Source organism: Streptomyces sp. NBC_00539 (genome assembly GCF_036346105.1).
Classification (GTDB): Bacteria; Actinomycetota; Actinomycetes; order Streptomycetales; family Streptomycetaceae; genus Streptomyces.
The window spans coordinates 4,376,273-4,397,219 of the sequence record NZ_CP107811.1 but is presented as its reverse complement, the minus strand read 5'-3'; the positions used below and the strand labels follow the sequence as shown (position 1 = coordinate 4,397,219).

At 71.6% G+C, this 20,947-nt stretch carries 16 protein-coding genes and 1 tRNA gene; 7 read left to right on the top strand and 10 right to left on the bottom strand.

What is annotated here, in order from left to right; all coding sequences use genetic code 11:
• Positions 1 to 23: 23 nt before the first annotated feature.
• Positions 24 to 2,435 carry an immune inhibitor A domain-containing protein gene (locus OG861_RS19685; RefSeq protein ID WP_329195570.1) on the bottom strand — a complete coding sequence of 804 codons (2,412 nt, stop codon included), beginning with the start codon at positions 2,433 to 2,435 and terminating at the stop codon, positions 24 to 26.
• A gap of 470 nt (positions 2,436 to 2,905) precedes the next feature.
• Here OG861_RS19685 and OG861_RS19680 point away from each other — a divergent pair, with 470 nt between their 5' ends.
• Positions 2,906 to 3,205, top strand: coding sequence for a hypothetical protein (locus OG861_RS19680; protein WP_329195572.1), 300 nt, complete (start codon positions 2,906 to 2,908; stop codon positions 3,203 to 3,205).
• Between the two features lie 78 nt (positions 3,206 to 3,283).
• Here OG861_RS19680 and OG861_RS19675 read toward each other — a convergent pair whose 3' ends face one another.
• Positions 3,284 to 4,009: an RDD family protein gene (locus tag OG861_RS19675; protein WP_329195574.1), complete on the bottom strand. Its 726-nt coding sequence runs from the start codon at positions 4,007 to 4,009 to the stop codon at positions 3,284 to 3,286.
• A gap of 121 nt (positions 4,010 to 4,130) precedes the next feature.
• Positions 4,131 to 5,408, bottom strand: a complete 1,278-nt coding sequence (locus OG861_RS19670; protein ID WP_329195576.1) for an RDD family protein — start codon at positions 5,406 to 5,408, stop codon at positions 4,131 to 4,133.
• Between the two features lie 270 nt (positions 5,409 to 5,678).
• Between OG861_RS19670 and OG861_RS19665 the strand changes: the two genes are divergently transcribed.
• A complete protein-coding gene (locus OG861_RS19665; RefSeq protein WP_329195578.1) occupies positions 5,679 to 6,161 on the top strand; it encodes an SsgA family sporulation/cell division regulator in 483 nt (160 codons plus the stop codon).
• Positions 6,162 to 6,169: 8 nt separating this feature from the next.
• Here the strand turns inward: OG861_RS19665 and OG861_RS19660 are convergent, their stop codons facing one another.
• Entirely contained in the window at positions 6,170 to 7,576 is a 1,407-nt protein-coding gene (locus OG861_RS19660; RefSeq protein ID WP_329195580.1) for an FAD-binding oxidoreductase, read from the bottom strand.
• Positions 7,577 to 7,672: 96 nt separating this feature from the next.
• On the opposite strand from OG861_RS19660, the gene OG861_RS19655 reads away from it, so the two are divergent.
• Positions 7,673 to 9,181 (top strand): hypothetical protein, encoded by a 1,509-nt coding sequence (locus tag OG861_RS19655; protein ID WP_329195582.1) that lies wholly within the window; start codon positions 7,673 to 7,675, stop codon positions 9,179 to 9,181.
• Between the two features lie 264 nt (positions 9,182 to 9,445).
• Here OG861_RS19655 and hppD read toward each other — a convergent pair whose 3' ends face one another.
• Positions 9,446 to 10,600, bottom strand: a complete 1,155-nt coding sequence (gene hppD, locus OG861_RS19650; protein WP_136214419.1) for a 4-hydroxyphenylpyruvate dioxygenase — start codon at positions 10,598 to 10,600, stop codon at positions 9,446 to 9,448.
• A gap of 133 nt (positions 10,601 to 10,733) precedes the next feature.
• On the opposite strand from hppD, the gene OG861_RS19645 reads away from it, so the two are divergent.
• From OG861_RS19645 to OG861_RS19635, 3 genes are all read left to right on the top strand, one after another.
• Positions 10,734 to 11,204, top strand: a complete 471-nt coding sequence (locus OG861_RS19645; protein ID WP_329195585.1) for an Lrp/AsnC family transcriptional regulator — start codon at positions 10,734 to 10,736, stop codon at positions 11,202 to 11,204.
• Between the two features lie 118 nt (positions 11,205 to 11,322).
• Positions 11,323 to 11,925 carry an ArsR/SmtB family transcription factor gene (locus OG861_RS19640; RefSeq protein WP_329195587.1) on the top strand — a complete coding sequence of 201 codons (603 nt, stop codon included), beginning with the start codon at positions 11,323 to 11,325 and terminating at the stop codon, positions 11,923 to 11,925.
• Complete coding sequence (locus OG861_RS19635; RefSeq protein WP_329195589.1) at positions 11,922 to 13,274, top strand: MFS transporter; 1,353 nt, start codon at positions 11,922 to 11,924, stop codon at positions 13,272 to 13,274. The genes OG861_RS19640 and OG861_RS19635 overlap by 4 nt, the downstream gene beginning before the upstream one ends.
• On the opposite strand, the gene OG861_RS19630 is transcribed toward OG861_RS19635, so the two are convergent.
• The 4 genes from OG861_RS19630 to OG861_RS19615 all read right to left on the bottom strand — a co-directional run bounded on the left by OG861_RS19630 (position 13,204) and on the right by OG861_RS19615 (position 18,561).
• Positions 13,204 to 14,001, bottom strand: coding sequence for a S16 family serine protease (locus OG861_RS19630; protein ID WP_329195592.1), 798 nt, complete (start codon positions 13,999 to 14,001; stop codon positions 13,204 to 13,206). The genes OG861_RS19635 and OG861_RS19630 overlap by 71 nt on opposite strands.
• Positions 14,002 to 14,102: 101 nt before the next feature.
• Positions 14,103 to 14,744 (bottom strand): IclR family transcriptional regulator, encoded by a 642-nt coding sequence (locus OG861_RS19625; RefSeq protein WP_329195594.1) that lies wholly within the window; start codon positions 14,742 to 14,744, stop codon positions 14,103 to 14,105.
• A 292-nt stretch (positions 14,745 to 15,036) separates the two neighbouring features.
• The gene (locus OG861_RS19620; RefSeq protein WP_329195596.1) at positions 15,037 to 16,821 is read right to left on the bottom strand and encodes a DEAD/DEAH box helicase; all 1,785 of its coding nucleotides are present in this window, start codon (positions 16,819 to 16,821) and stop codon (positions 15,037 to 15,039) included.
• A 279-nt stretch (positions 16,822 to 17,100) separates the two neighbouring features.
• Complete coding sequence (locus OG861_RS19615) at positions 17,101 to 18,561, bottom strand: MFS transporter (RefSeq protein WP_329195598.1); 1,461 nt, start codon at positions 18,559 to 18,561, stop codon at positions 17,101 to 17,103.
• 181 nt (positions 18,562 to 18,742) lie between these two features.
• Between OG861_RS19615 and OG861_RS19610 the strand changes: the two genes are divergently transcribed.
• Positions 18,743 to 18,814, top strand: a tRNA-Cys gene (locus tag OG861_RS19610).
• A gap of 209 nt (positions 18,815 to 19,023) precedes the next feature.
• Here the strand turns inward: OG861_RS19610 and OG861_RS19605 are convergent.
• Positions 19,024 to 20,886: a DUF262 domain-containing protein gene (locus tag OG861_RS19605; RefSeq protein WP_329195600.1), complete on the bottom strand. Its 1,863-nt coding sequence runs from the start codon at positions 20,884 to 20,886 to the stop codon at positions 19,024 to 19,026.
• Between the last annotated feature and the right edge of the window lie 61 nt (positions 20,887 to 20,947).

Sequence of the window (20,947 nt, the reverse complement as noted above, 5' to 3'; positions counted from 1 at the left end):
CTTTGACCTGCGGTTTTACCGAACTACTTCACGGCGCGACCGACCTCGACCGTCATCTGGAGACCGTCGTACGGCTCCTTGGCGATCTTGATCTTGGTGTTGGTGTCAGTGGTCTTCACCGAACCGGTCGGGTTCTCGTCGTAGAAGTACTTGCCCTTGTGGTCGTCGAAGACGAGGTTCGCGGGCTTCGGCTTGAGGAACAGCGCCTCGCCGTTCTTGTGCAGGGTGAAGGCGTCCGTCGAGTACGCGCTGAACGTCGCGTCGTACGGCTGGATCTTGTTCCGCAGCAGGGTGCCGTCCGCCCACTTCATCGGCTTGGCGTTGGCGTCGATCGGCAGGATCAGACCCGAGCCGGGGTGCTGGCTCGTGTTGTTGTCCTTCTGGGAGGTGTCCCAGAGCCAGATCAGCAGACCGTCCTGGTAGGGGTAGTGCTCCACCCAGTTCGGCTTGGTGTTGGCGAAGCCGAAGTTGTACGGGCCGACCTTGAGGGTCGAGTCGTACGAGACGTAGCGACGGTTCTCCGCCAGGTAGTACTGCGCGTACTCCTTGGTGAAGCCGGCGCCGACCCGCGAGAAGCCCTTGCCGGTCCAGCCGTTGTCGCCGTTCTCGGCGCCGTCGGTGAACAGGGTGGAGCCGTCCGCGGTGATGTTGATCGCGTCGGCGGTGAAGCCCTTGCCGCCGGCGCCGCCGTCCGTCTGGTAGCGGAAACGGAGGTCGACCTTCTTGCCCGCGTAGGCGTCCAGCGGGAAGTTCAGCTGCTTCCAGGCACCGGAGGCGCCGGTCAGCGAGGGGGCGCCGGAGGCGTCGACCGGGAGGGCCGCGCCGTCGGCGGTGCCGGCGAGGGCGGTCCAGGTGGCGCCGCCGTCCGTGGACACCTCGGTGTACAGGAAGTCGTAGTCCTGCTCGATGTCCCACCAGCTCTTGAGGGACAGGGCGGCGGAGGACTTGCCGGTCAGGTCGACCGAGCGGGTCAGGGTGTTCTTGAGGTCGTCACCCATGTTGCTCCACCACTGCGAGGAGCCCTCGGCGGGAGCGACGATGTCCGTCTTGACCTGCTTCTTCGGCAGATCGACGAGCAGGGCCTGCTTGTCCTTGGTGTTGTACGCGGAAACGCCCAGCTTGTGGGTGGAGTTCGTCGCGGCCTTGGCCTTGTCGAAGTTCAGCCAGCCCAGCTGCAGCTTGCTCCAGGCGTCCATGTCGCCCGGGAGGTTGCCTATGGACTCCTTGCCGTCGCCGAGCCAGGAGCCCGCCGACATCAGGGACCAGAAGCCGACGCTGTTGTCGCCGCCGCCGGAGGTGTCGTAGAGGTCCGGCAGACCGAGGTCGTGGCCGTACTCGTGCGCGAAGACGCCGAGGCCGCCGTTCTCCGGCTGCATCGTGTAGTCGCCGACCCAGATGCCGGTGTCGCCGATCTGCGTGCCGCCGGCCTTGTTGTTCGCCGGGCCGGTCTTGCCGACGTCGGTGCCGTAGGCGTACCAGCGGTGCGCCCACAGGGCGCTGGTGCCCTGCACGCCGCCGCCGGCCGACTCGTCCTCGCCCGCGTGGACGATCTGGAAGTGGTCGATGTAGCCGTCGGGCTCGTTGAAGTTGCCGTCGCCGTCGTAGTCGTTGCGGTCCCACTGGTCGTACTGCGCCAGGGTCGCCTTGATCTCGGCGTCGGTCTTGCCGGCCTTCTTCTGGGCGTCGACCCAGGCGTTGACGCCGTCCTTGACGGTGTCCCAGACGTTGGAGCAGTTCGTCTGGCCGCAGTAGTTCGAGCCGTAACGGGCCTCGTTGTACGGGATCTTGACCCAGTCGGCGACCTGGCCGTCGACGGAGTAGCGGCCCGAGGAGGTCTTCTCGTAGTAGGTCTTCAGCGAGTTCTTGCCCTGGCCGGTACCGAAGTACAGGTCCTGGAAGTAGTCGCGGCTGAAGTCCTTGCGCCAGGCCGTGCTGTTGTTCGTCGCGCGGTCGGGCTGCGCGATCGTGTTGTGCGCCGGGCCCGGGGTGCCGCCGTACTTAGGAGCCGGGGGCTTGGGGCCGTTGGGGCCGTCCGGGTCGAACATGGTCGTGTTGTCGACCTGGTCGCCGAACTCGACGAGGATCGTGAAGATCTTGTCGGTCTTCTCGCGGCCCAGCTCGACGTACTTCTTGTCGTCCAGCTTGACGACCTTGGAGGCCCCGCGCTGCTCGACTGCCTTCTTGCCGCTCAGCACCTGGTCGACGGCAGCTTCGCGGGCCTGCGCCTGCTGCTTGCTGAACGGGCCGGGCAGGTCGTGCTGGACCTGCTCCTTGTTCGGAGCACTCGGGTCCTGGCGTTCCGCTGCGGGCGCGTTGCCCCGACCCTGGTCGGCCTGTGCCGTGGTGAAGAAGGCGCCCGAGGCCGCGGTGGCGGCCAGCGTCACGGCGATGGCCGCGGTGCGCAGCGTGCGCCTTCTCGTGGAGTTGCCGGTCACTTGATGTCGTTCCCCTCCCGCGGCCGCAGCGTTGGTCGGAACGTCTCCAAAGGAGTGGGGGGTTCCGCGCGGCGCGCGTCTCAAGTGACGACATTTGACCGGAGAGAAGGGAGAAAAGACAGACCTTGACTTGTTCCTTACAACTGCACTATGCGGGCAGCCGGTTCCGCTATTCGGACGTTCGTCACCAGTCGGGGCGAAGGGGAGGTTCCCGCCCCCTGGAGGAACGGCGGCGGACTGACGGAGGAACACCGCAGGGGCAGCGGGAGAACTGCCGGAGAAGTGGCGGGGAAACGCCGGAGGATGCACGGTCCATGACGCCGTGCGCCCCCCGTGCTCCCGCGCGGGGCAGCCGTTCGGTTAGGGCACGCTTACTGACGGTTCCGCTCGGGCATGCCCCGTCGTAGAGTCTCTTGCCGCGCGACGAGTTGAGCCGACTCTCCCTCACCGCCTTGAGGACGGATACCGCCATGCCGCGTCCGACTGCCGCACAGCTCGCCTACGGGTCCGCCACCGTCATCGTGTCGACGATCGCCATGCTGCTGCTGTCGCAGACGAGCACGGGGATCGGCATCGCGGTCATCTCCGCGGCCGCGCTCGCCCTCGGGCTCCTCGTCGCGCTCACCGTGCCGATCCCGCGCCGGCGCGGCCGGCACGCCGCCGGGCGTTCCGGTGCGCTGCCGCAGGACTCCGTCGTCCCCGTCGAGGTCCGCTCGGGAGCGCGGGTGCCCGAGCCGAGGGCCGCGTCCGAACACCCCGTGCACCACTGACGCGTACGCGTACGACGGTGCGGGCGGCCGGTCCCCAGGGGACGGCCGCCCGCACCGCATGCATGGCGGGACGCGGACTCAAGTGGTGCGGACCACCACGGTCTTCGCCACCTTGTCGTGCAGACCCTGTCTGTACGGCTTGTCGATCAGCATCGAAATGATCAGCGCGAGCGGCCACAGGCAGAAGCAGCAGATCAGGGTCGGCACCCACAGCACCGCGCCACGGCTGAGCGCGGCGCCGGAGGGCGGCACGCTGCCGTCGTTGAGCATCGCGACGCGCAGGCCCAGCGCCCGCTTCCCGATCGTCTGGCCGTTCCTCTTGGTGAACCACCAGTCGTAGCCGACGTACGCGATGATCGAGATCAGCGTCCAGAGCAGCCCGGAGCCGTTGTACGACTTGGTGATGACCTCGGTGACGTCCTCGCCCTTGTCCGTGTCGACGGCGTACCGCCGCGCACCGAACGGCAACTGGATGAGGAACAGCGGGACCGCGACGATGATCAGGTCGATGATCCGCGCGCCGAGCCGCTTGCCGAAGTCCGCGAGCGGGGGCATGCCGGCGAGCGGGTCCGGCATCCCGTACGGGCCCCCGGCGCCGCCGCTGCCGTTGTACGGGCCCGGCGGGGGCGGGTAGCCCCCGCCTCCGCCGGGTCCGCCGGGGGGCGGGGGCGGCGGGTACCCGCCCGCGCCGGGCGGCGGCGAACCGTACGGCGAACCGCCCGACGGGGGCGTCGGCTCCTGGGGCCTCTTGCGGAACGGGTCGTCCTCGGGCGGCTGCTCCGGCGGCGGCTGATCGGTGCTCATGGCCCGAGTCGACCCCGCGCGCGCGAGCCCCGCAACGGGACGGCGTCCGTTCGGGGGTGGTGCTCCGCCCAGGGGGTGTCTTCCGGATCAGGCCGGCCCGGCACGATCCGGAAGACACCCCCTAGCGGGCTACGTAGGTCTTCGCCGCCTTGTCGTGCCATGCCTGGCGGCGGGGCCGGTCGACCAGGCACCAGAGGCTGCCCGGGACGCCGAGGACCGCGTACACCAGCCAGCGGCCCAGGGCCGCGCCGAAGGTGGGCGGGCGCCGGGTGGCGGTGGCCAGGACGCGGACGCCGAGCAGCTTCTTGCCCGGGGTGCGGCCCCAGCGGGCGGTGGGGGCGACCTCGTAGAGGATCCCGAAGAGCAGGACGGCGGCGAGTACCAATGCCAGGTAGCCGGTGACGGTGGCGTCGAGCAGCCAGACGGTGGTGTGCCGGCCGATCCCGCGGGCCGCGTCGATCTTGGCCTCGATGTGGGCCGTCGCCCGGGGGACGAGGGGCAGGGCGGCCCCCGTCGCGACGGCTGCGAGTACGAGGGAGTCCAGGAGGCGGGCCAGGGCGCGGCGGACCAGCCCGGCGGGGCGGACGGCCCGCTCGGCCATGCGCTCGAAGACGGCGTGCGCGGTGGGGAGCGGGGCGGGGGCGGGAGGTTGCGGGGCGGGGGCCTGCGGGACCGCGGCCTGCGGGGCGGGGTCGTGCCGGGCGGCGGCGGGCGCGGGCCGCAGGGGGCCGGGGGCCGGCCTGGGCGCGGTCACCACCGGACGGGGCCGGGCCGGGTCCGGACGGGGCGCCTTGACCGCCTCGGGCCACGAGGAGGTGACCCCGGACGGCGCATCACCGCCTCCGGGAGCCGCGGGCCAGGCGGGAGCCGGTGCGGGGGCGCCGGGCGCGACGGGCGCGGCGGGCGCAGGGGCAGCGGCGGCTACGGCGGCGGCCACCACCGGTGACCGGGCCGACAGGATGCCCACCGCCTCCGCCGGGGCCTGCGCGGGAAACCGGTCCACGGGCGGCGCGGCGACCGCCGCCCGGGCGGGCGGCGCGCCGGCCGGCTCCTCGGCGTGGCCCCAGGACACCCGCACGTCGCGCGGGCCGCCGAAGCCGGCCTGGTGCGCGGGGTCCGCCTGCCACGCCGCCGCCTCGGCCACGGCGGCGGCCACCGGCTCGCGCTCCGGCTCGTACTCCGGCTCGTGCTCAGGCTCCGCATCCGGGTCCGGCAGCGTCTCGGTCGCGGACGTCTCGTCCGGGAAGCCCGGGCCCGCCCCGTCCGCGGGCGTGGCCGGCCTGCTCGTACCCGGCACCCAGGCAGAGCCGTTCCAGTACCGGACGTACCCGGGGATGGAGGGATCGGGGTAGTAGCCCTCGCGGGCCGCGTGCTCGCCGTCACCAGGGGAGGCCGTCAATGTCCCCAACTCCGATCGTGGCTTGAGGCTGTGAAGGGCAGGACCATAGCGAAGAACCTCCCTCCGACCGGTCCGGTAACGGGAGAATCCAAGCCTTCGAGCGAATCCTTTCCCCGGCCGCCTCTTTTCGGTCATCCGACAGATTTCGGCCAATCTGCGCCCCACCGCGCGAAGTCGCGTCATACCCCGGCACACAGGGGCTCTCTCCGGACGCGGGGCACGACCGGCCCCGCGCACCGCACGCGAGATCCGCTGAGAAGTGAGGCCGTCATGCACCACCACCCCGTCATCGAGCGCGAGCTGGAACTCAAGCTGGTCATGTCCCCCGAGCGCAGCATCCCCGTCCCCGCCAGGCTGCTCTACCTGACGGACGACCCGTACGCCGTGCACATCACCTTCCACGCCGGCTCCAGCGTCCCGGTGAACTGGACCTTCGCGCGCGAGCTGCTGGTCGAGGGGGTGTTCCGCCCGTGCGGTCACGGAGACGTCCGGATCTGGCCCACGAAGTCCGACAACCGGCCGGTGCTGTGCATGGCGCTCAGCTCGCCCGACGGCGACGCCCTGTTGCAGGCCCCCGCCACCGCCGTGTCCGCCTGGCTGGAGCGGACCCTGCGCGTGGTCCCGCCGGGGACGGAGGCCGAGCGGCTCGGCCTGGACGCGGCGCTGGCGGAGCTGCTCACGCCGACCCCGGCGGACGACCTGTGGCTGCGGGACCCCTGGCCCTCGGACGAGTCACCGGACGGGGACTCGTGAGGGCTCCGTCAGAACAGCTTGCCGGGGTTCAGCAGCCCCAGCGGGTCGAAGGCGCGCTTCACGTTGCGCTGCACCTCCAGCCCCACCGGCCCCAGCTCACGGGCGAGCCACTCCTTCTTGAGGACGCCGACCCCGTGCTCGCCGGTGATGGTGCCGCCCAACGACAGCCCGAGCGCCATGATGGCGTCGAAGGACGCGCGGGCCCGGCGCGTCTCGTCCTCGTCGGCCGGGTCGAAGCAGACCACCGGGTGGGTGTTGCCGTCGCCCGCGTGCGCGCACACCCCGATGAGCAGGTCGTGCGTACGGGCGATCCCGGCGGTCCCGTCGAGCATCTCGGCGAGCCGCGAGCGCGGGACGCACACGTCGTCGATCATCGTCGCGGGCCGCAGGGTCTCCAGTGCGGTCAGCGACATCCGCCGGGCCTGGAGCAGCAGCTCCGATTCCGCCTCGTCCTCGGCCGGTACGACGGCCGTGGCTCCCGCGGCCGTGCACAGTTCGCCGACGGCGGCGAGGTCGTCGGGCGCGTGCGGGGTGTCGAAGGCGGCGAGCAGCAGCGCCTCGGTGGTCTCGGGCAGGCCCATCTTGCCGAGGGCGTTGACGGCCCTGATGGTCGTACGGTCCATCAGTTCCAGCAGCGAGGGTGTCAGACCGGCCTCCATGACGGCGCACACGGCCTCGCAGGCGGCCGCGGCCGAGGGGAACTCGGCGGCGAGCGCGAGCTGCCGGGGCGGCGCGGGACGCAGCGCGAGTACGGCCTGGACGACGATGCCGAGGCTGCCCTCGGAGCCGACGAACAGGCGGGTGAGGTCGTACCCGGCGACGCCCTTGGCGGTGCGCCGGCCGGTGCGCAGCAGCCGCCCGTCGGCGAGGACCACGTCGAGGCCGAGGACGTATTCGGCGGTGACCCCGTACTTGACGCAGCACAGGCCGCCGGACGCGGTGCCGATGTTGCCGCCGATGGTGCACTGTTCCCAGCTGGAGGGGTCGGGCGGGTAGTACAGGCCCTGTGCGGCGACGGCGCGCGAGAGGACGGCGTTGACCACACCGGGCTCGACGACGGCGATCCGGTCGACGGCGCTGACCTCCAGGATCCGGTCCATCTTCACCAGGGAGAGCACGATGCAGCCCTCGGAGGCGTTGGCACCGCCGGACAGGCCCGTACGGGCGCCTTGGGGGACGACGGGGACACGCAGTGCGGTCGCGGTGCGCATGACGTGCTGCACCTGCTCGACGGTCCGGGGCAGGACGACGGCGGCCGGTCTGCCGGCGGCGCAGAAGCTCGCCATGTCGGCGGCGTAGGAGGCGGTCACCTGGGGGTCGGTCAGGACCGCTTCGGCCGGCAGTCCTTCGAGGAGCGCTTCGTGGAGCGCTGCGAGGACGTCCGCGCCGGGTGAGGTGGAGAGGTCATCATCCATGGGGTCAGCGTGGCAGCTGGGGCCATAGGTGTGAACACGGACGCGACCTTCTTCGGACACCCCGGCGTACTCTTCATATTGACGCACAGTGAGCGCATGGACCGTATCGACTACGCATCGGAGCAGGCCGGGCCGGCCGTGACGTTCACCGGCCGCAAGACGCTCGTGGCGGCCGCGGTCGCGGTGGTCCTGATCGTCGGGGCCCTGGTGATCAGGCCGGCGAGGACCGGGGACGACGCCCGCCCGCCGGGGCCCGGTGAACGGGCGGTGGCGGCGATGGGCCTGGGCGCACCGGCGGCCGCGGTGGACCTGACGGCGCTGGTCACGGACCGGGAGAAGTGGCTCGCGGGGCACCCCCGCGACGACGCGTCGTGGGCGGTGCTCGGCTCGGCGTACCTGGAGCAGGCGCGGCGCACGGCCGCCCCGGACTGGTTCCCGAAGGCGGAGGGGGCGCTGAAACGGTCGCTGGAGCTGCGGCCCGCGGAGAAGGGCAACCTCGACGCGATGACGGGCATGGGCGCGCTGGCCAACGCCCGGCGCGACTTCGGGACGGCGAAGAAGTGGGGGGAGCTCGTACGGGCACAGTCGCCGCGGCGCTGGACGGCGTACCCGGTGCTCGTGGACGCGTACTCCGGGCTCGGCGACTACAAGGCCGCGCAGAAGGCGCTGGAGCGGCTGGACGAACTGCACTCGGGGCTGGCGGCGTACGTCAAGGCCTCCGAGGTGTACCGGGACCGCGGCTGGCGCGAGGACGCGGTGATGGCGATGGAGCACGCGGCCGGGGTGGCGAAGGCCCCGGCGGAGAAGGCGTACGCGCTGTTCCGGCTCGGGGAGCTGTCCTGGGAGCGGGGCGACGCGGAGGAGGCGCTGGGCCAGTACGAGGCGGCGCTGCGGACGGACCCGGCGCAGGCGCAGGCGCTGGGCGGCCGGGCGCGGGCGCTGGCCTCGCTGGGGCGGGGCGGGGAGGCGGTCCGGGACTACCGGATGGCGCTGGGGCGGGCGGCGGTACCGCGGTTGCAGCTGGAGCTGGGCGAGCTGCTGGAGTCGCTGGGGCGGGCGGAGGAGGCGCGGGCGCCGTACGAGGCGCTGGGGGCGCTGGCGGGGCTGGAGGGGGCACAGCCGGTGAACGAGAACGTGGTGCTCGGGCTGTACGAGGCCGACCACCGCGATCCGGAGGCGGCGGTGCGCAGGCTCACGCAGGAGTGGGGGCGGCACAAGAGCATGGAGGTCGCCGACGCGCTGGGGTGGGCGCTGCACAGGACGGGCGACGACGCGATGGCGCTGGAGTACGCGAAGAAGGCGACGGAACCGGGGCTGCGGAGCGCGGAGTTCGCCTTCCACCGGGCGATGATCGAGCGCGGTCTGGGCGACGAGGCGGGGGCGCGGCGGCACTTGCAGGAGGCCCTGCGGACGAACCCGGGCTTCTCACCGGTGCGGGGACCATTGGCGAAGGAGGCCCTGGCCGCCCTGGCCCAGCCCCCGCCGGGCGGCCCGGAGAACATGCAGCCGGCCACCCCCTGGGTCGCCCCGGACCTCCCGAAGGCCGCCCCGAAGCCGGGCCCCAAGCCGGCGCAGCCGGCACCGAAGCCCTCCGCGACGACCTGAGACCCCGGGCACGCCATCCGGCCCCGCCGGGGCCGGCTGCGATGCAGGCCCGGCAAACCCGGCCCCGCCGGCGATCGAGGCGCGGGGTGCGGGGCGGAGCCCCGCGGAGCCCGGCGCAGCCGGGGCCGCGACGCGGGGTGCGGGCGGTGCGGGGTGCGGGCGGCGCGGGGTGCGGGCGGTGCCGTACGGCCCCACCGCACGCCCCGGCCCCGCCGCCCCCGAAGGGCCGGCGGGGCCGGGGCCACACGTCGGCGCGACCGCAACCTACAGGTTGCCCCGCTTCTCCTGCTCCCGCTCGATCGCCTCGAACAGCGCCTTGAAGTTGCCCTTGCCGAAGCCCATCGACCCGTGCCGCTCGATGATCTCGAAGAACACCGTCGGCCGGTCCTGCACCGGCTTCGTGAAGATCTGCAGCAGGTACCCGTCCTCGTCGCGGTCGACGAGGATCTTGAGCTCGCGCAGCGTCTCCACCGGCACCCGCGTCTCGCCGGCCCACTCGCCGAGCGTGTCGTAGTACGAGTCCGGGGTGTCCAGGAACTGCACGCCCGCCGCCCGCATGGACCGCACCGTCGCCACGATGTCGTTCGACGCCAGCGCGATGTGCTGGACGCCCGCACCGCCGTAGAACTCCAGGTACTCGTCGATCTGCGACTTCTTCTTCGCGATCGCCGGCTCGTTGATCGGGAACTTCACCTTGAGGGTGCCGTCCGCGACCACCTTCGACATCAGCGCCGAGTACTCGGTGGCGATGTCGTCGCCCACGAACTCCTTCATGTTCGTGAAGCCCATGACCTTGTTGTAGAACGCCACCCACTCGTTCATCCGGCCCAGCTCGACGTTGCCCACGCAGTGGTCGATCGCCTGGAAGGTCCGCTTGGCCGGCGGCTCGACCATCGGGTCGACGGCGACGAAGCCCGGCAGGTAGGGGCCGGAGTACTCCTTGCGCTCCACCAGCGTGTGGCGGGTCTGCCCGTACGTCGCGATCGCGGCGAGCACGACCGTGCCGTGCTCGTCCTTGACCTCGTACGGCTCGTCCAGCCCGCGCGCGCCGTGCTCGACGGCGTACGCGTACGCCGCACGGGCGTCCGGGACCTCGATCGCGAGGTCGATCACGCCGTCGCCGTGCTCGGCGACGTGCTCGGCGAGGAAGCGGCCGTGGTCCGTGGCCGCCTTGATGACGGAGGTCAGGACGAAGCGGGCGGAGCCGTTCGTCAGGACGTAGCTGGCCGTCTCGCGGACGCCGTTCTCCGGTCCGGAGTAGGCGACCAGCTTCATGCCGAACGCGGTGGAGTAGTAGTGCGCGGCCTGCTTGGCGTTGCCCACGGCGAAGACGACGGCGTCCATGCCCTTCACCGGGAAGGGGTCTGCCTCGCGCGCGGTGGCCGGGGTGGTTTCGAGGTTCGCCAAAGACTCAGTCATGAGCGCAGAGTCCCGCCGATCCACAAGCTGCGCAATAGTTTCCCTTTCCGCTGTACAGATTGACCAGCCGGGGCGGAGGATGACTGAGAGATCTGTGCAGGATGACCACCAGCCGAGCGGTCCGGAGGCGGCCATGGGAATCGACGAACTGGACGGGCGCCTGATCGTGCTGCTGGCGCGCGAACCCCGGATCGGGGTGCTGGAGGCGTCCCGTCGGCTCGGCGTGGCGCGCGGCACGGTCCAGGCGCGCCTGGACCGGCTCCAGTCGAACGGGGTCATCCGCGGTTTCGGCCCGCAGGTCGACCCGGCGGCGCTGGGGTACCCGGTGACCGCGTTCGCCACGCTGGAGATCAAGCAGGGGCAGGGCGCCGACGTACGGGCCCACCTGGACGGCGTGCCGGAGGTGCTGGAGCTGCACACGACGACCGGCCAGGGGGACATGCTGTGCCGGCTGGTCGCCCGCTCCAACGCCGACCTGCAACGGGTGATCGACCGGGTGGTCGGCTTCGAGGGGATCGTGCGGGCGTCGACGGCGATCGTCATGGAGAACCCCGTCCCCCTGCGGATCATCCCTCTGGTGGAGCAGGCGGCCGCGGACGACTGACGGGCGGACGAACCGACGGGCCCTGCTCGCGACGAGCCCTGTCCACGACGGGAGTTGACCACGAGCGAGTTGCAAAGAAACCCTTGCATAGGAATCTTTGCAACTCTACTGTGGGGTCGTGCCCGAGACACCGGAAGTCCCCCAGCCCCAGCTCCGCACCCTCGACGCCCGCTCGCTGCGCGGGCTCGCCCACCCGCTGCGCATGCGCCTGCTGGCCGCGCTGCGCCACGAGGGACCCGCCACCGCCTCACAACTGGCCGAACGGCTCGGCGAGTCCAGCGGCGCCACCAGCTACCACCTGCGCCAGCTCGCCGCCTACGGGTTCGTCGAGGACGCGCCCGGGCACGGCAAGGGCCGCGAGCGGTGGTGGAAGGCCTCCCACGACGGCACGCGGTTCGACGAGTCGCTGCTCTACGACGACGACCCGGCAACCCGCGGCGCGGCGGACTTCTTCCTGCAGCAGATCGCGACGACCCACGCGCAGGAGGTCAACTCCTGGCTCGCCAAGGCCGACACGTGGCCGGCCGAGTGGCGGCGCGGCTCCGACCTCAGCGACTTCACGCTGCACCTGACGGCCGAACAGGCCCTGGAGCTGATCCACAAGATGCACGACCTGGTCAACAGCTACCGCGACCTGCCGCCCGCGGAGGGCCGTCAGCCGGTCCGCATCCACACGCACACCTTCCCGCGTGAAGGCGACCACACCCGGCGCACGGCATGAGCAGGCGCCCCTTCGCGGCGGTACTGGCCGCCAACACGATCTCCATAGCCGGGAGTTCCCTCACCCTCATCGGCGTTCCGTGGTTCGTGCTCCAGACCACGGGCAGCGCCGGCCGGGCCGGGGTCGTCGCCTTCTGCGCCACGCTGCCCGTCGTCGTGGCGGCCCTCGTCGGCGGCCCCGTCATCGACCGGATCGGGAGGCGGCGGGTCTCCGCCGTCTCCGACCTGGTCTGCGCCCTGTCCGTGGCCGCGATCCCGCTGCTGCACTACGCGGGGATGCTGGAGTTCTGGATGCTGTGCGCCCTGATGGCCCTCGGCGGCCTCGTGCACACCCCGGGCCTGACCGCCCGCGGCGTCCTGCTCCCGGACCTCGCCGAGCACGCCGGGACCACCCTCGCCCGCGCGGCCAGCCTCTACGACGGGGTTTCGCGCGGGGCCCGCATGATCGGGGCCGCGCTGGCCGGGGTACTGATCGCCGCGTTCGGGACCGAGTCCATCCTGCTGGTGGACGCCGCCACCTTCGGCGCGTCGGCGCTGCTGGTCACCGCGTTCCTGCGCGGGGTCCCGGCGGCCGAACCGCACCGCGCCGCAGGGAGGATCTCCTTCGCGGGCTACCGGGCCGAGCTCGCCGAAGGCTGGGCCTTCCTGACCCGGTCGCGGCTGCTGCTCGTCATCACCGCGATGGTGATGACGACCAACGGCCTGGACCAGGGCTGGTCTTCGGTGCTGCTGCCCGTGCACGGCAGCGAGGCCCTCGGCGGCCCCGCCGCGCTCGGCCTGATGGTGTCCCTCTTCGGCGGCTGCGCGCTGCTCGGCGCCCTGCTGTACGGGGCGTGGGGCCAGCGGCTGAACCGCAGGACGGTGTTCGCGGTGGCGTTCCTGCTGTGCGGGGCGCCCCGGTACGTGGTGGCCGCCCTCACCGGTACCCCGCTGCCGCTCGCGGTGACGATGGCCCTGTCCGGACTCGGGGCGGGCATGCTCAACCCGATCCTGTCCACGGTCGTCTACGAGCACGTGCCGGACGCGCTGCGCAGCCGGGTCGCCGGGGTGAGCACGGCCGGCTGCGAGCTGACGATGCCGCTGGGCGGTCTCGCGGCGGGCCTGCTGGTCGGCGGGTTCGGCGCCACCACGGCGCTCCTCGCCTTCGGCGGCGTCTACCTGCTGGCGACGCTGAGCCCCCTGGTGTTCCCGGCCTGGCGCGGCATGGACGGCCCGCCGGCGCGGGCCGGCCGGCCGTCACCCGCCGGCCCGCAGGTACAGGCCGGCCGGACCGGGTCCGTCAGCAGGACGGAACCTGCTCCCCCCGGTTCAGCGCACGAAGGGCGTCCACCGCACCCGTCAGCGAAGTGACGGGGATCAGCCGGAGCCCCTCGGGGAGTTCGGAGCGGGCGTCGGAGCACTCGGCCTTCGGGACGAGGAACACGCTCGCCCCGTCCCGTCTTGCCGCCTGCGTCTTGAGTGCGACGCCGCCGACCGCGCCGACCTCACCCCCGGCGGTGATGGTCCCCGTACCGGCGATGACACGCCCTCCGGTCAGGTCGCCGCCGCTGCCGTCGCCGTCGAGCTTGTCGACGATGCCGAGGGAGAACAGCAGCCCGGCGCTGGGGCCGCCGACGTCGGCGAGGTTGAGTTCGGCCTTCACCGTCGCGGGGTCCTTGTGCAGGAACCCGAGGGCGGCCTGGGAGGCGGTCGACTGGGACTTGGCCATTTCCTCCAGGTTGTGCGCCTCGATCTCCTTGTCGCTTCCGCCGGACGGGTAGACGGACTCCCGGGGCATGACGGCCCGGGTGCTGTCGAACCACCGGGCGAGGAGTTCGGGCAGCCGCACCGTCGAGGAGGGGCCGGTGGCCTGGATGGTGGTCATCCGCAGCTGGCCCTTGGTCTCGCGGGTCGGGGCGCCCGTGACGGCGATGACGGGCTTGCCGTCGCGGGCACCGAGCACGTCGGCGGTGAGCCCTGGCTGGGCGATCACGAAGGGCAGCGGCGCGAAGGCCGCCGCGGCGAACAGCCCGAGCACGGGCAGGGCGCAGACGGCCAGGGCGGCGGGACGCGGCAGACGTGTGAGGCGAGAGAGCACCCGGTCAATCTATCGGGCCGGTGCGGGCGGCACGGAGCGCCTGCCCGGGCGCATGCCGCAGCCGCGCCCCGGCGGACCGGGACGCGGAGGCCGGGCGGCCCTCAGCGCAGGGCGTCGGCGACCTCGCGGGCCGCGTCGACCACGCGCGGGCCCACCCGCTCGGGCACGGCGTCGGCCAGCATGACGACTCCGACGCTGCCCTCCAGCCCGGTGATCCCGACGAGGGGCGCGGCGGCACCGCTGGCGCCCGCTTCCAGTTCGCCGTGGGTCAGGGTGTACCCGGGGTCGGTGAGCGAGCCCTGACGGGCGGCCAGGATGGCCCGGCCTGCGGCCCCGCGGTCCAGCGGGTGGCGGAAGCCGGCCCGGTAGGCCACGTGGTAGTCGGTCCAGGTCGGCTCGACGACCGCCACCGCGAGCGCCTCGGTGCCGTCGACGAGGGTCAGGTGCGCGGTCGCCCCGATGTCCTCGGCGAGGGAGCGCAGCGCGGGCAGGGCCGCCTCGCGGACGAGCGGGTGGACCTGGCGCCCCAGCCGGAGCACGCCGAGCCCGACCCGGGCCCGGCCGCCGAGGTCACGGCGGACCAGGGCGTGCTGTTCGAGCGTGGCGAGCAGACGGTAGACGACGGTGCGGTTGACACCGAGACGGTTGGAGAGCTCGGTGACGGTCAGACCGTGGTCGGTGTCCGCGAGCAGCTTGAGAACTCTGAGCCCTCGGTCGAGGGTCTGGGAGGTTTCCGCAGTCACGACGCCTCTCCCTCTTTCACTGGGCGGCGGTGACTCTCGCGGGGTGGAGCGCTGCCGGTCCCTCGGCGACGCACGGAGAGGCCGCCGGTTGCGGCCATGGCATGGCTCCGGCTGCGCTCCCGCGGCGGCGCTGCCACGGGGCGTTCGTTTCGGGGACAGTAGCGAGCAGGTCCGCTCAGCGGAAGGCCTCGTCCAGAATCCGGGCGCCTACCGCCGGTTTGTTCCGTTTTTTTCTGACGCGTGTGTCAATTCGTGATGCCCCGGTACACGAAAGTGCTTTATCAGCGCCGGGTCACCGCATCCGGGTGGCCCACTCCTGCACCTTCTTGATGCGCTCCCGCAGCTGACCCGCCGTCGCCTCGGCGCTCGGCGGCCCGCCGCACACCCGGCGCAGCTCCGTGTGGATCACCCCGTGCGGTTTGCCGCTCTGGTGGACGTACGCGCCGACCATCGTATTGAGCGACTTGCGCAGCTCCAGCAGTTCCTTGTGCGAAACCACCGGACGCCGGTCGGCGGGCAGCTCCAGCAGGTCCGCGTCCGCGTCCGGCTTGCGCCGGCTGTGCGCGATCTGCCGCGACTGCCGCTTCTGGAGCAGCATCTGCACCTGGTCGGGCTCCAGCAGTCCGGGGATGCCGAGGTAGTCCTGCTCCTCCTCGCTGCCGGGGTGGGCCTGCATGCCGAATTCGGCACCGTCGTAGAGCACCCGGTCGAAGACGGCGTCGGACTCCAGCGCCTCGAAGGACATCTGCTCGTCCTCGCCGGTGTCCTCGTCCTCCAGTTTGTTCGCCTCGTCCATTTCCTTCTCGGACTCGGCATAAGGGTCTTCCTCGCCCTTTTTCTTCGGTTTGTCGAGAACGTGGTCCCGCTCGACTTCCATCTCATTGGCGAATCCGAGCAGGTACGGAATCGTCGGAAGGAACACGGAAGCGGTCTCGCCGCGCCTGCGCGAACGCACGAAACGCCCGACGGCCTGCGCGAAGAACAGCGGGGTCGAAATGGTGGTGGCGTACACCCCGACCGCCAGGCGCGGTACGTCGACGCCTTCGGACACCATCCGGACCGCGACCATCCAGCGGTCGTCGCCCGCGCTGAAATCGTCGATCCGCTTCGACGCCCCGGTGTCGTCGGACAGCACGACGGTCGGCTTGGTCCCGGTGATCTCCCGGATCAGCTTGGCGTACGCGCGCGCCGAGTCCTGGTCGGAGGCGATGACGAGACCACCCGCGTCCGGGATGCCCTTCCTGACCTCCGTCAGCCGCTGGTCGGCGGCGCGCAGCACGTTCGGCATCCAGTCGCCGCGCGGGTCCAGCGCGGTGCGCCAGGCCTGCGAGACGGCGTCCTTGGTCATCGGCTCGCCGAGGCGCGCGGCGATCTCGTCGCCCGCCTTGGTGCGCCAGCGCATGTTGCCGCTGTAGGAGAGGAAGATGACCGGCCGGACCACGCCGTCGCCGAGCGCGTTCCCGTACCCGTAGGTGTAGTCGGCGGAGGACCGCCGGATGCCGTCGTTGCCCTCCTCGTACGTCACGAACGGGATCGGGTTGGTGTCGGACCGGAAGGGCGTACCGGTCAGCGCGAGCCGGCGGGTGGCCGGGTCGAACGCCTCCAGGCACGCCTCGCCCCAGGACTTGGAGTCGCCCGCGTGGTGGATCTCGTCGAGGATCACGAGGGTCTTGCGCTGCTCGCACCGGTTGCGGTGCAGCATCGGGCGTACGCCGACACCGGCGTAGGTGACGGCGACGCCGTGGTAGTCCTTGCTCAGCGGCCCTGCGGAGTACTCCGGGTCGAGCCGGATGCCTATCCGGGCGGCGGCCTCGGCCCACTGCTTCTTGAGGTGCTCGGTCGGTGCGACGACGGTCACCTGCTGGACGACGTGGTGGTGCAGCAGCCAGGAGGCCAGCGTCAGCGCGAAGGTGGTCTTGCCCGCGCCGGGGGTCGCGACGGCGAGGAAGTCGCGCGGCTGGGTCTCCAGGTATCGGCCCAGCGCACTCTCCTGCCAGGCACGCAGCTTGCTGGCGGTACCCCACGGCGCACGGCCGGGGAAGGCGGGTGAGAGGTGGTGGGAGGCGGTAGTAGTCACGGTCTCCGGTTCGTCGCTCTCGGCAGTCGTACGTAGGACAACCGGGCCACCCTACCGGTGCGGGCCCGCCCCCCGGAGAGGGACAGGCCCGCGACCTCGCCGGGTGCGGCGAGCGTCACACGCCGAGTCGGCCGGCGGACCTCGGCGACCGCGCCGCGGTCCCGGGGACGTCGCGGGACCCCTGGCACACGTCGGGCACGAAGCGCCGGCAGTACGTCAGGGGCGGCCTCGGGTGGTACGTCAGGGGCGGCCTCGGGTAGTGCGTCAGGCCGGCCGGTGTCATGCGCCTTCCGGCACCGGGTCCAGCCGGGTGGCGACCCACGCCCCGACCAGCGCCACGACGGCCATCGGCAGGAAGACGGCCACGAAGGCGGCGGGGTGCGAGACGGTCACCCCGCCCGCGAGGTCGTGCCCGGCCCCCACCGCTCCCCCGCCCAGCGCGGCGAACGCCGCCCCGCCCGCCGCCAGCAGCACCACGTTCGCCAGCCCGTCGGAGATCTGCAGCGCGGCGGAGTTGGCGCCGGCCTCCTCGGGCGGGGACAGCCTCATCAACAGCACGCCCGTCGGGCCGATGACCAGGCCCATCCCGAAGCACCCCAGGCCCCAGGCCAGCGCCGGCGTCCACACCGGGACCCACGGGACCAGCACGGCCGGCGCCGTCGCGATGGCCACTGCCACCATCACCATCCCGGCCACCATCAGCCGCTCCCGGTACGGCTCCACCCGCCCCTTGGACTGCACCCACGACCCGACCGCCCACGTCAGCCCGCCCAGCGCCAGCGAGAACCCGGCCATCGTCGGGCTCAGCCCCCGCTGGGTGACCAGCATCAGCGGTACGAAGCTCTCCGCCGCGATGAACGCCCCCGCCGCGACCCCGCGCAGCAGCACCACCGCAGGCAGCCCGCGCCGCGCCCGGTACGTCCCGCGCGGCAACAACCCCAGCACCGCCGGCACCAGCAGGGCCGCGCCCGCCGCGCCCGGCAGCAGCGACAGCCACCGCAGGTCCTGGGCGGCGTACTGGAGCAGGCCCGCGCCCGTCGAGATCCCGAGCGCGAGCCGGATCCGGCGGCGGTCGAACGGCTCGGGGCCGTCCGCCGTCCGCACGGGGCCGCCCGCGGTCCGGCGGATCGCCGGCAGGGCCACGACCAGCGGTACGACGACCAGCGCGGGAATCGCCAGGAACACCCAGCGCCACCCGAGCCGCTCGGTCACCGTGCCGGCCGCCAGCGGGCCCACGATCGACGGCACGACCCAGCTCGCGGCGAAGGCGGCCATGATGGCGGGCCGCAGCCGCTCCTCGTAGGCCCGGCTGACGACGACGTACAGGGCGACGATCACCAGCCCGCCCCCGAGCCCCTGCACCGCTCGCCCGATCAGGAACACCCCCATCACGCCGGCGGTCCCCGACACCACCAGCCCGGCGGCGAAGGCCCCGATCCCGACGGCGAGCGGCCGCAGCGGACCCTGCAGGTCGGCCCACTGGCCGGCCAGCACCATGCCGAAGAGGCTGGTCGTGAAGTAGGCGGAGAAGGCGAAGGCGTAGAGCCCGACCCCGTCCAGCTCGCGTGCGGCGACCGGCATCGCCGTGCCCACGGCGGTCGCCTCGAAGGCGATCAGGAAGATGACGGAGACCATCCCGATGCTCAGCGCCCGGTACGGCGGCGCGAGCACCCCGCCCTCGGGCTCCGGGGGAACGGCGGCACCTGCCTTCTGCGACACACGGGGTTTCAGGACGCTCATCGCCCCAGAGTAAGGCGCGTCCCCGGCTCTCGCCCCTGTCTTTTGGACCGATCCCCGCTCCGCCCCCAGACCTACGCCCCCGGCCCCTTGTGAACGCAGCATGACAGTCCCATGGCACCCCCGCCCGCCCTCTTCCCCGCCTCCCCCACCCCCTCGTACGGTCGACCCGTCACCACCACCCAGCCGTGTGCCCGAGTGGTTGAGGGACTCGCCTGCAAAGCGAGTTACGCCGGTTCGATTCCGGTCACGGCTTCTATCTGTCTGACCAGGAAAAACGGAAGGGCGGCACCCCGGCGGGGTGCCGCCCTTCGCGCTGTCCGTCTCGGTTCCCGTCTCAGCGTGGCGCCCCGCACCGCAGGTAAGGGGGGCGACGGCGACACCTGTCGCCGAGCACCGAGCCACCCGGCCGAGCCGAAGCCCGCCACCAGGCGCGGCCCGTGGGACGCAGCTCGGCCCACTTCGTCAGTCGCTGTCGCCCTTGGGCTTCGGCCATGCCTGTAGGGCGATGCGGGCGAGCCATGAAGTGCGCAGCTGAATCCGGTCCTCGTCCCAGCATTCGACCCAACGCTCGTTGCTCCACTTGTCCCGAACCCCCTCCGGCGCGGAGAGCACTGATGAGGTCGTCAGCCGCAAAAGGCTGTGAGCACCCAGGCTGTCCTTTTTATGAGGCCATTCGCGGTTACTCAACGACGGGTTGAGCTTCGTGGTGGTGAGCGTGAGATTGCCGAGCTGATGGACCGCCTCATGCCGTTTCTTCAAGCTCTCCTCGCTCTCACCGTCGTTCAGCGGCCAGTGCGTCTCCCATTTCTGTGGCAGAACGTGCTCAATGTTCAGCCGGGGGTCCGCACTCGAAAGTGCCGGCGCGTGCTCGGTCTTCGGCGTCCGCAGGTGATTCTCCAGTCCGACCAGCAGAGCCTTCAACCGGGCACGGTAGGAACGACGGTAGAGATCGTTTGCGACCAGGCCGGTAAGGAACGTCCGGTCGTCAGGCCACAGCCGGGCGTCGGCCGTTTGATTCCACAGGCTGCGCACGACGGCGTGACCTGCCCGAGCGGGATCGCTCTGCCGAGCATCGGCCAGTACCTGGACAAAGAGTCGGTTGTAGTCCTTCGTCGTCATCAGACACACGGCTCGCCGCATGAGAAAGGAGTCGATGGCACGGGCCGCGATCTCTCGCTGGTCGTTCGGCACGTCATCTGTCGCGTGCAGATAGAGCAGCACCGGCCACGGCGTCGTCGTCATGGCCTGCATGCGGTCGAGCAATCGGCCGGTGGCATCAGTCAGCGGAAATTCTCGCACCCGTTGATACGTCTCGGCATAATGCCTGATGTCCCGAATTACGTCCGAAGCCTGCCGGCCACTCTCCGGCAGCCACTTCTTGAAGTCGGCGAACAGATGTTCCACAAGGATGTCTTGACGCTTTTGAACAGTCAGCCAATAAGCCAGGAGCAAGTCGATCAGGGCACGCCTGATGCGTCCCGTGGTGACCTGACCGCGCCAAGGTTCGGCATCCAGAGGCAGCCAGGCGTTCATCAACAGCTCTTCAGAGTGCTGGTGCTCCCCCTGCGACTCGACGGTCTGAAAAAGAAGGTTCTTCACGAGGTCCGCCGCGTCGAGGCGGACACCACGGTGGTTCAGCGCCTCGAAGATCACCTGCGGGTCGTCACCCGCGTCCAAGACGATCTCGACGAGCTGCATGCGCTCTTGAAGCGTGTAGAACAAGTCGTCGAGCCGCTGGACCGGGTTGGGCGATGCCTTGGCCCAGTCGCCGATCTCCTGCTGGAACCACACGCGGGCACGGACCAGCCGGTGGTCGGGGGCAGCCGCAGTACTGTCGTCGTCGCTCCCGCGTACGGCCCAGAGGAATGCCGCACGGTCCTGCGGGAGCGGCCAGACCTTGTAGCGGTCGTCCGGGAACGCCTCGTGAACCGTCTCCGCCCGGTTCTCCAGCAGACTCGTGAAGCGCCCGACGACGCTGTCGGCGGCAATGTCGTGGGCGACAGCCCGAGCTGCCGCGAAGAGGATCTGCAGCGTGGTCATCCGCTGCTGGCCGTCGATGATGTGGGACGAACCGAGGCGCCGAGGCGGCCGGTACCGCTCCTGTACGACCACGGCGCCCAGGAAGTAGGTGCGCGGCTTCGACTGCCCCGTACCGCTCTGGGGCTCTGTCTCCGCCTCCACTTCCTCCGCCGCCGTCCGGACGTCCATCCACAAGGGTTCCCAGTTGTCCTCCTGATCCCATACATAGGGCCTCTGGAAGATGGGGATCACGCTCTGGTGGTCGTTCGCGAAAACCTTCCCCAGCTTGATGTCGCCGGCCTGCATCGCCCCTCCGGTCCCCCAGCACCTGCATGGTCATCGCAGCGTAACGGCGCAGCGCCGGATC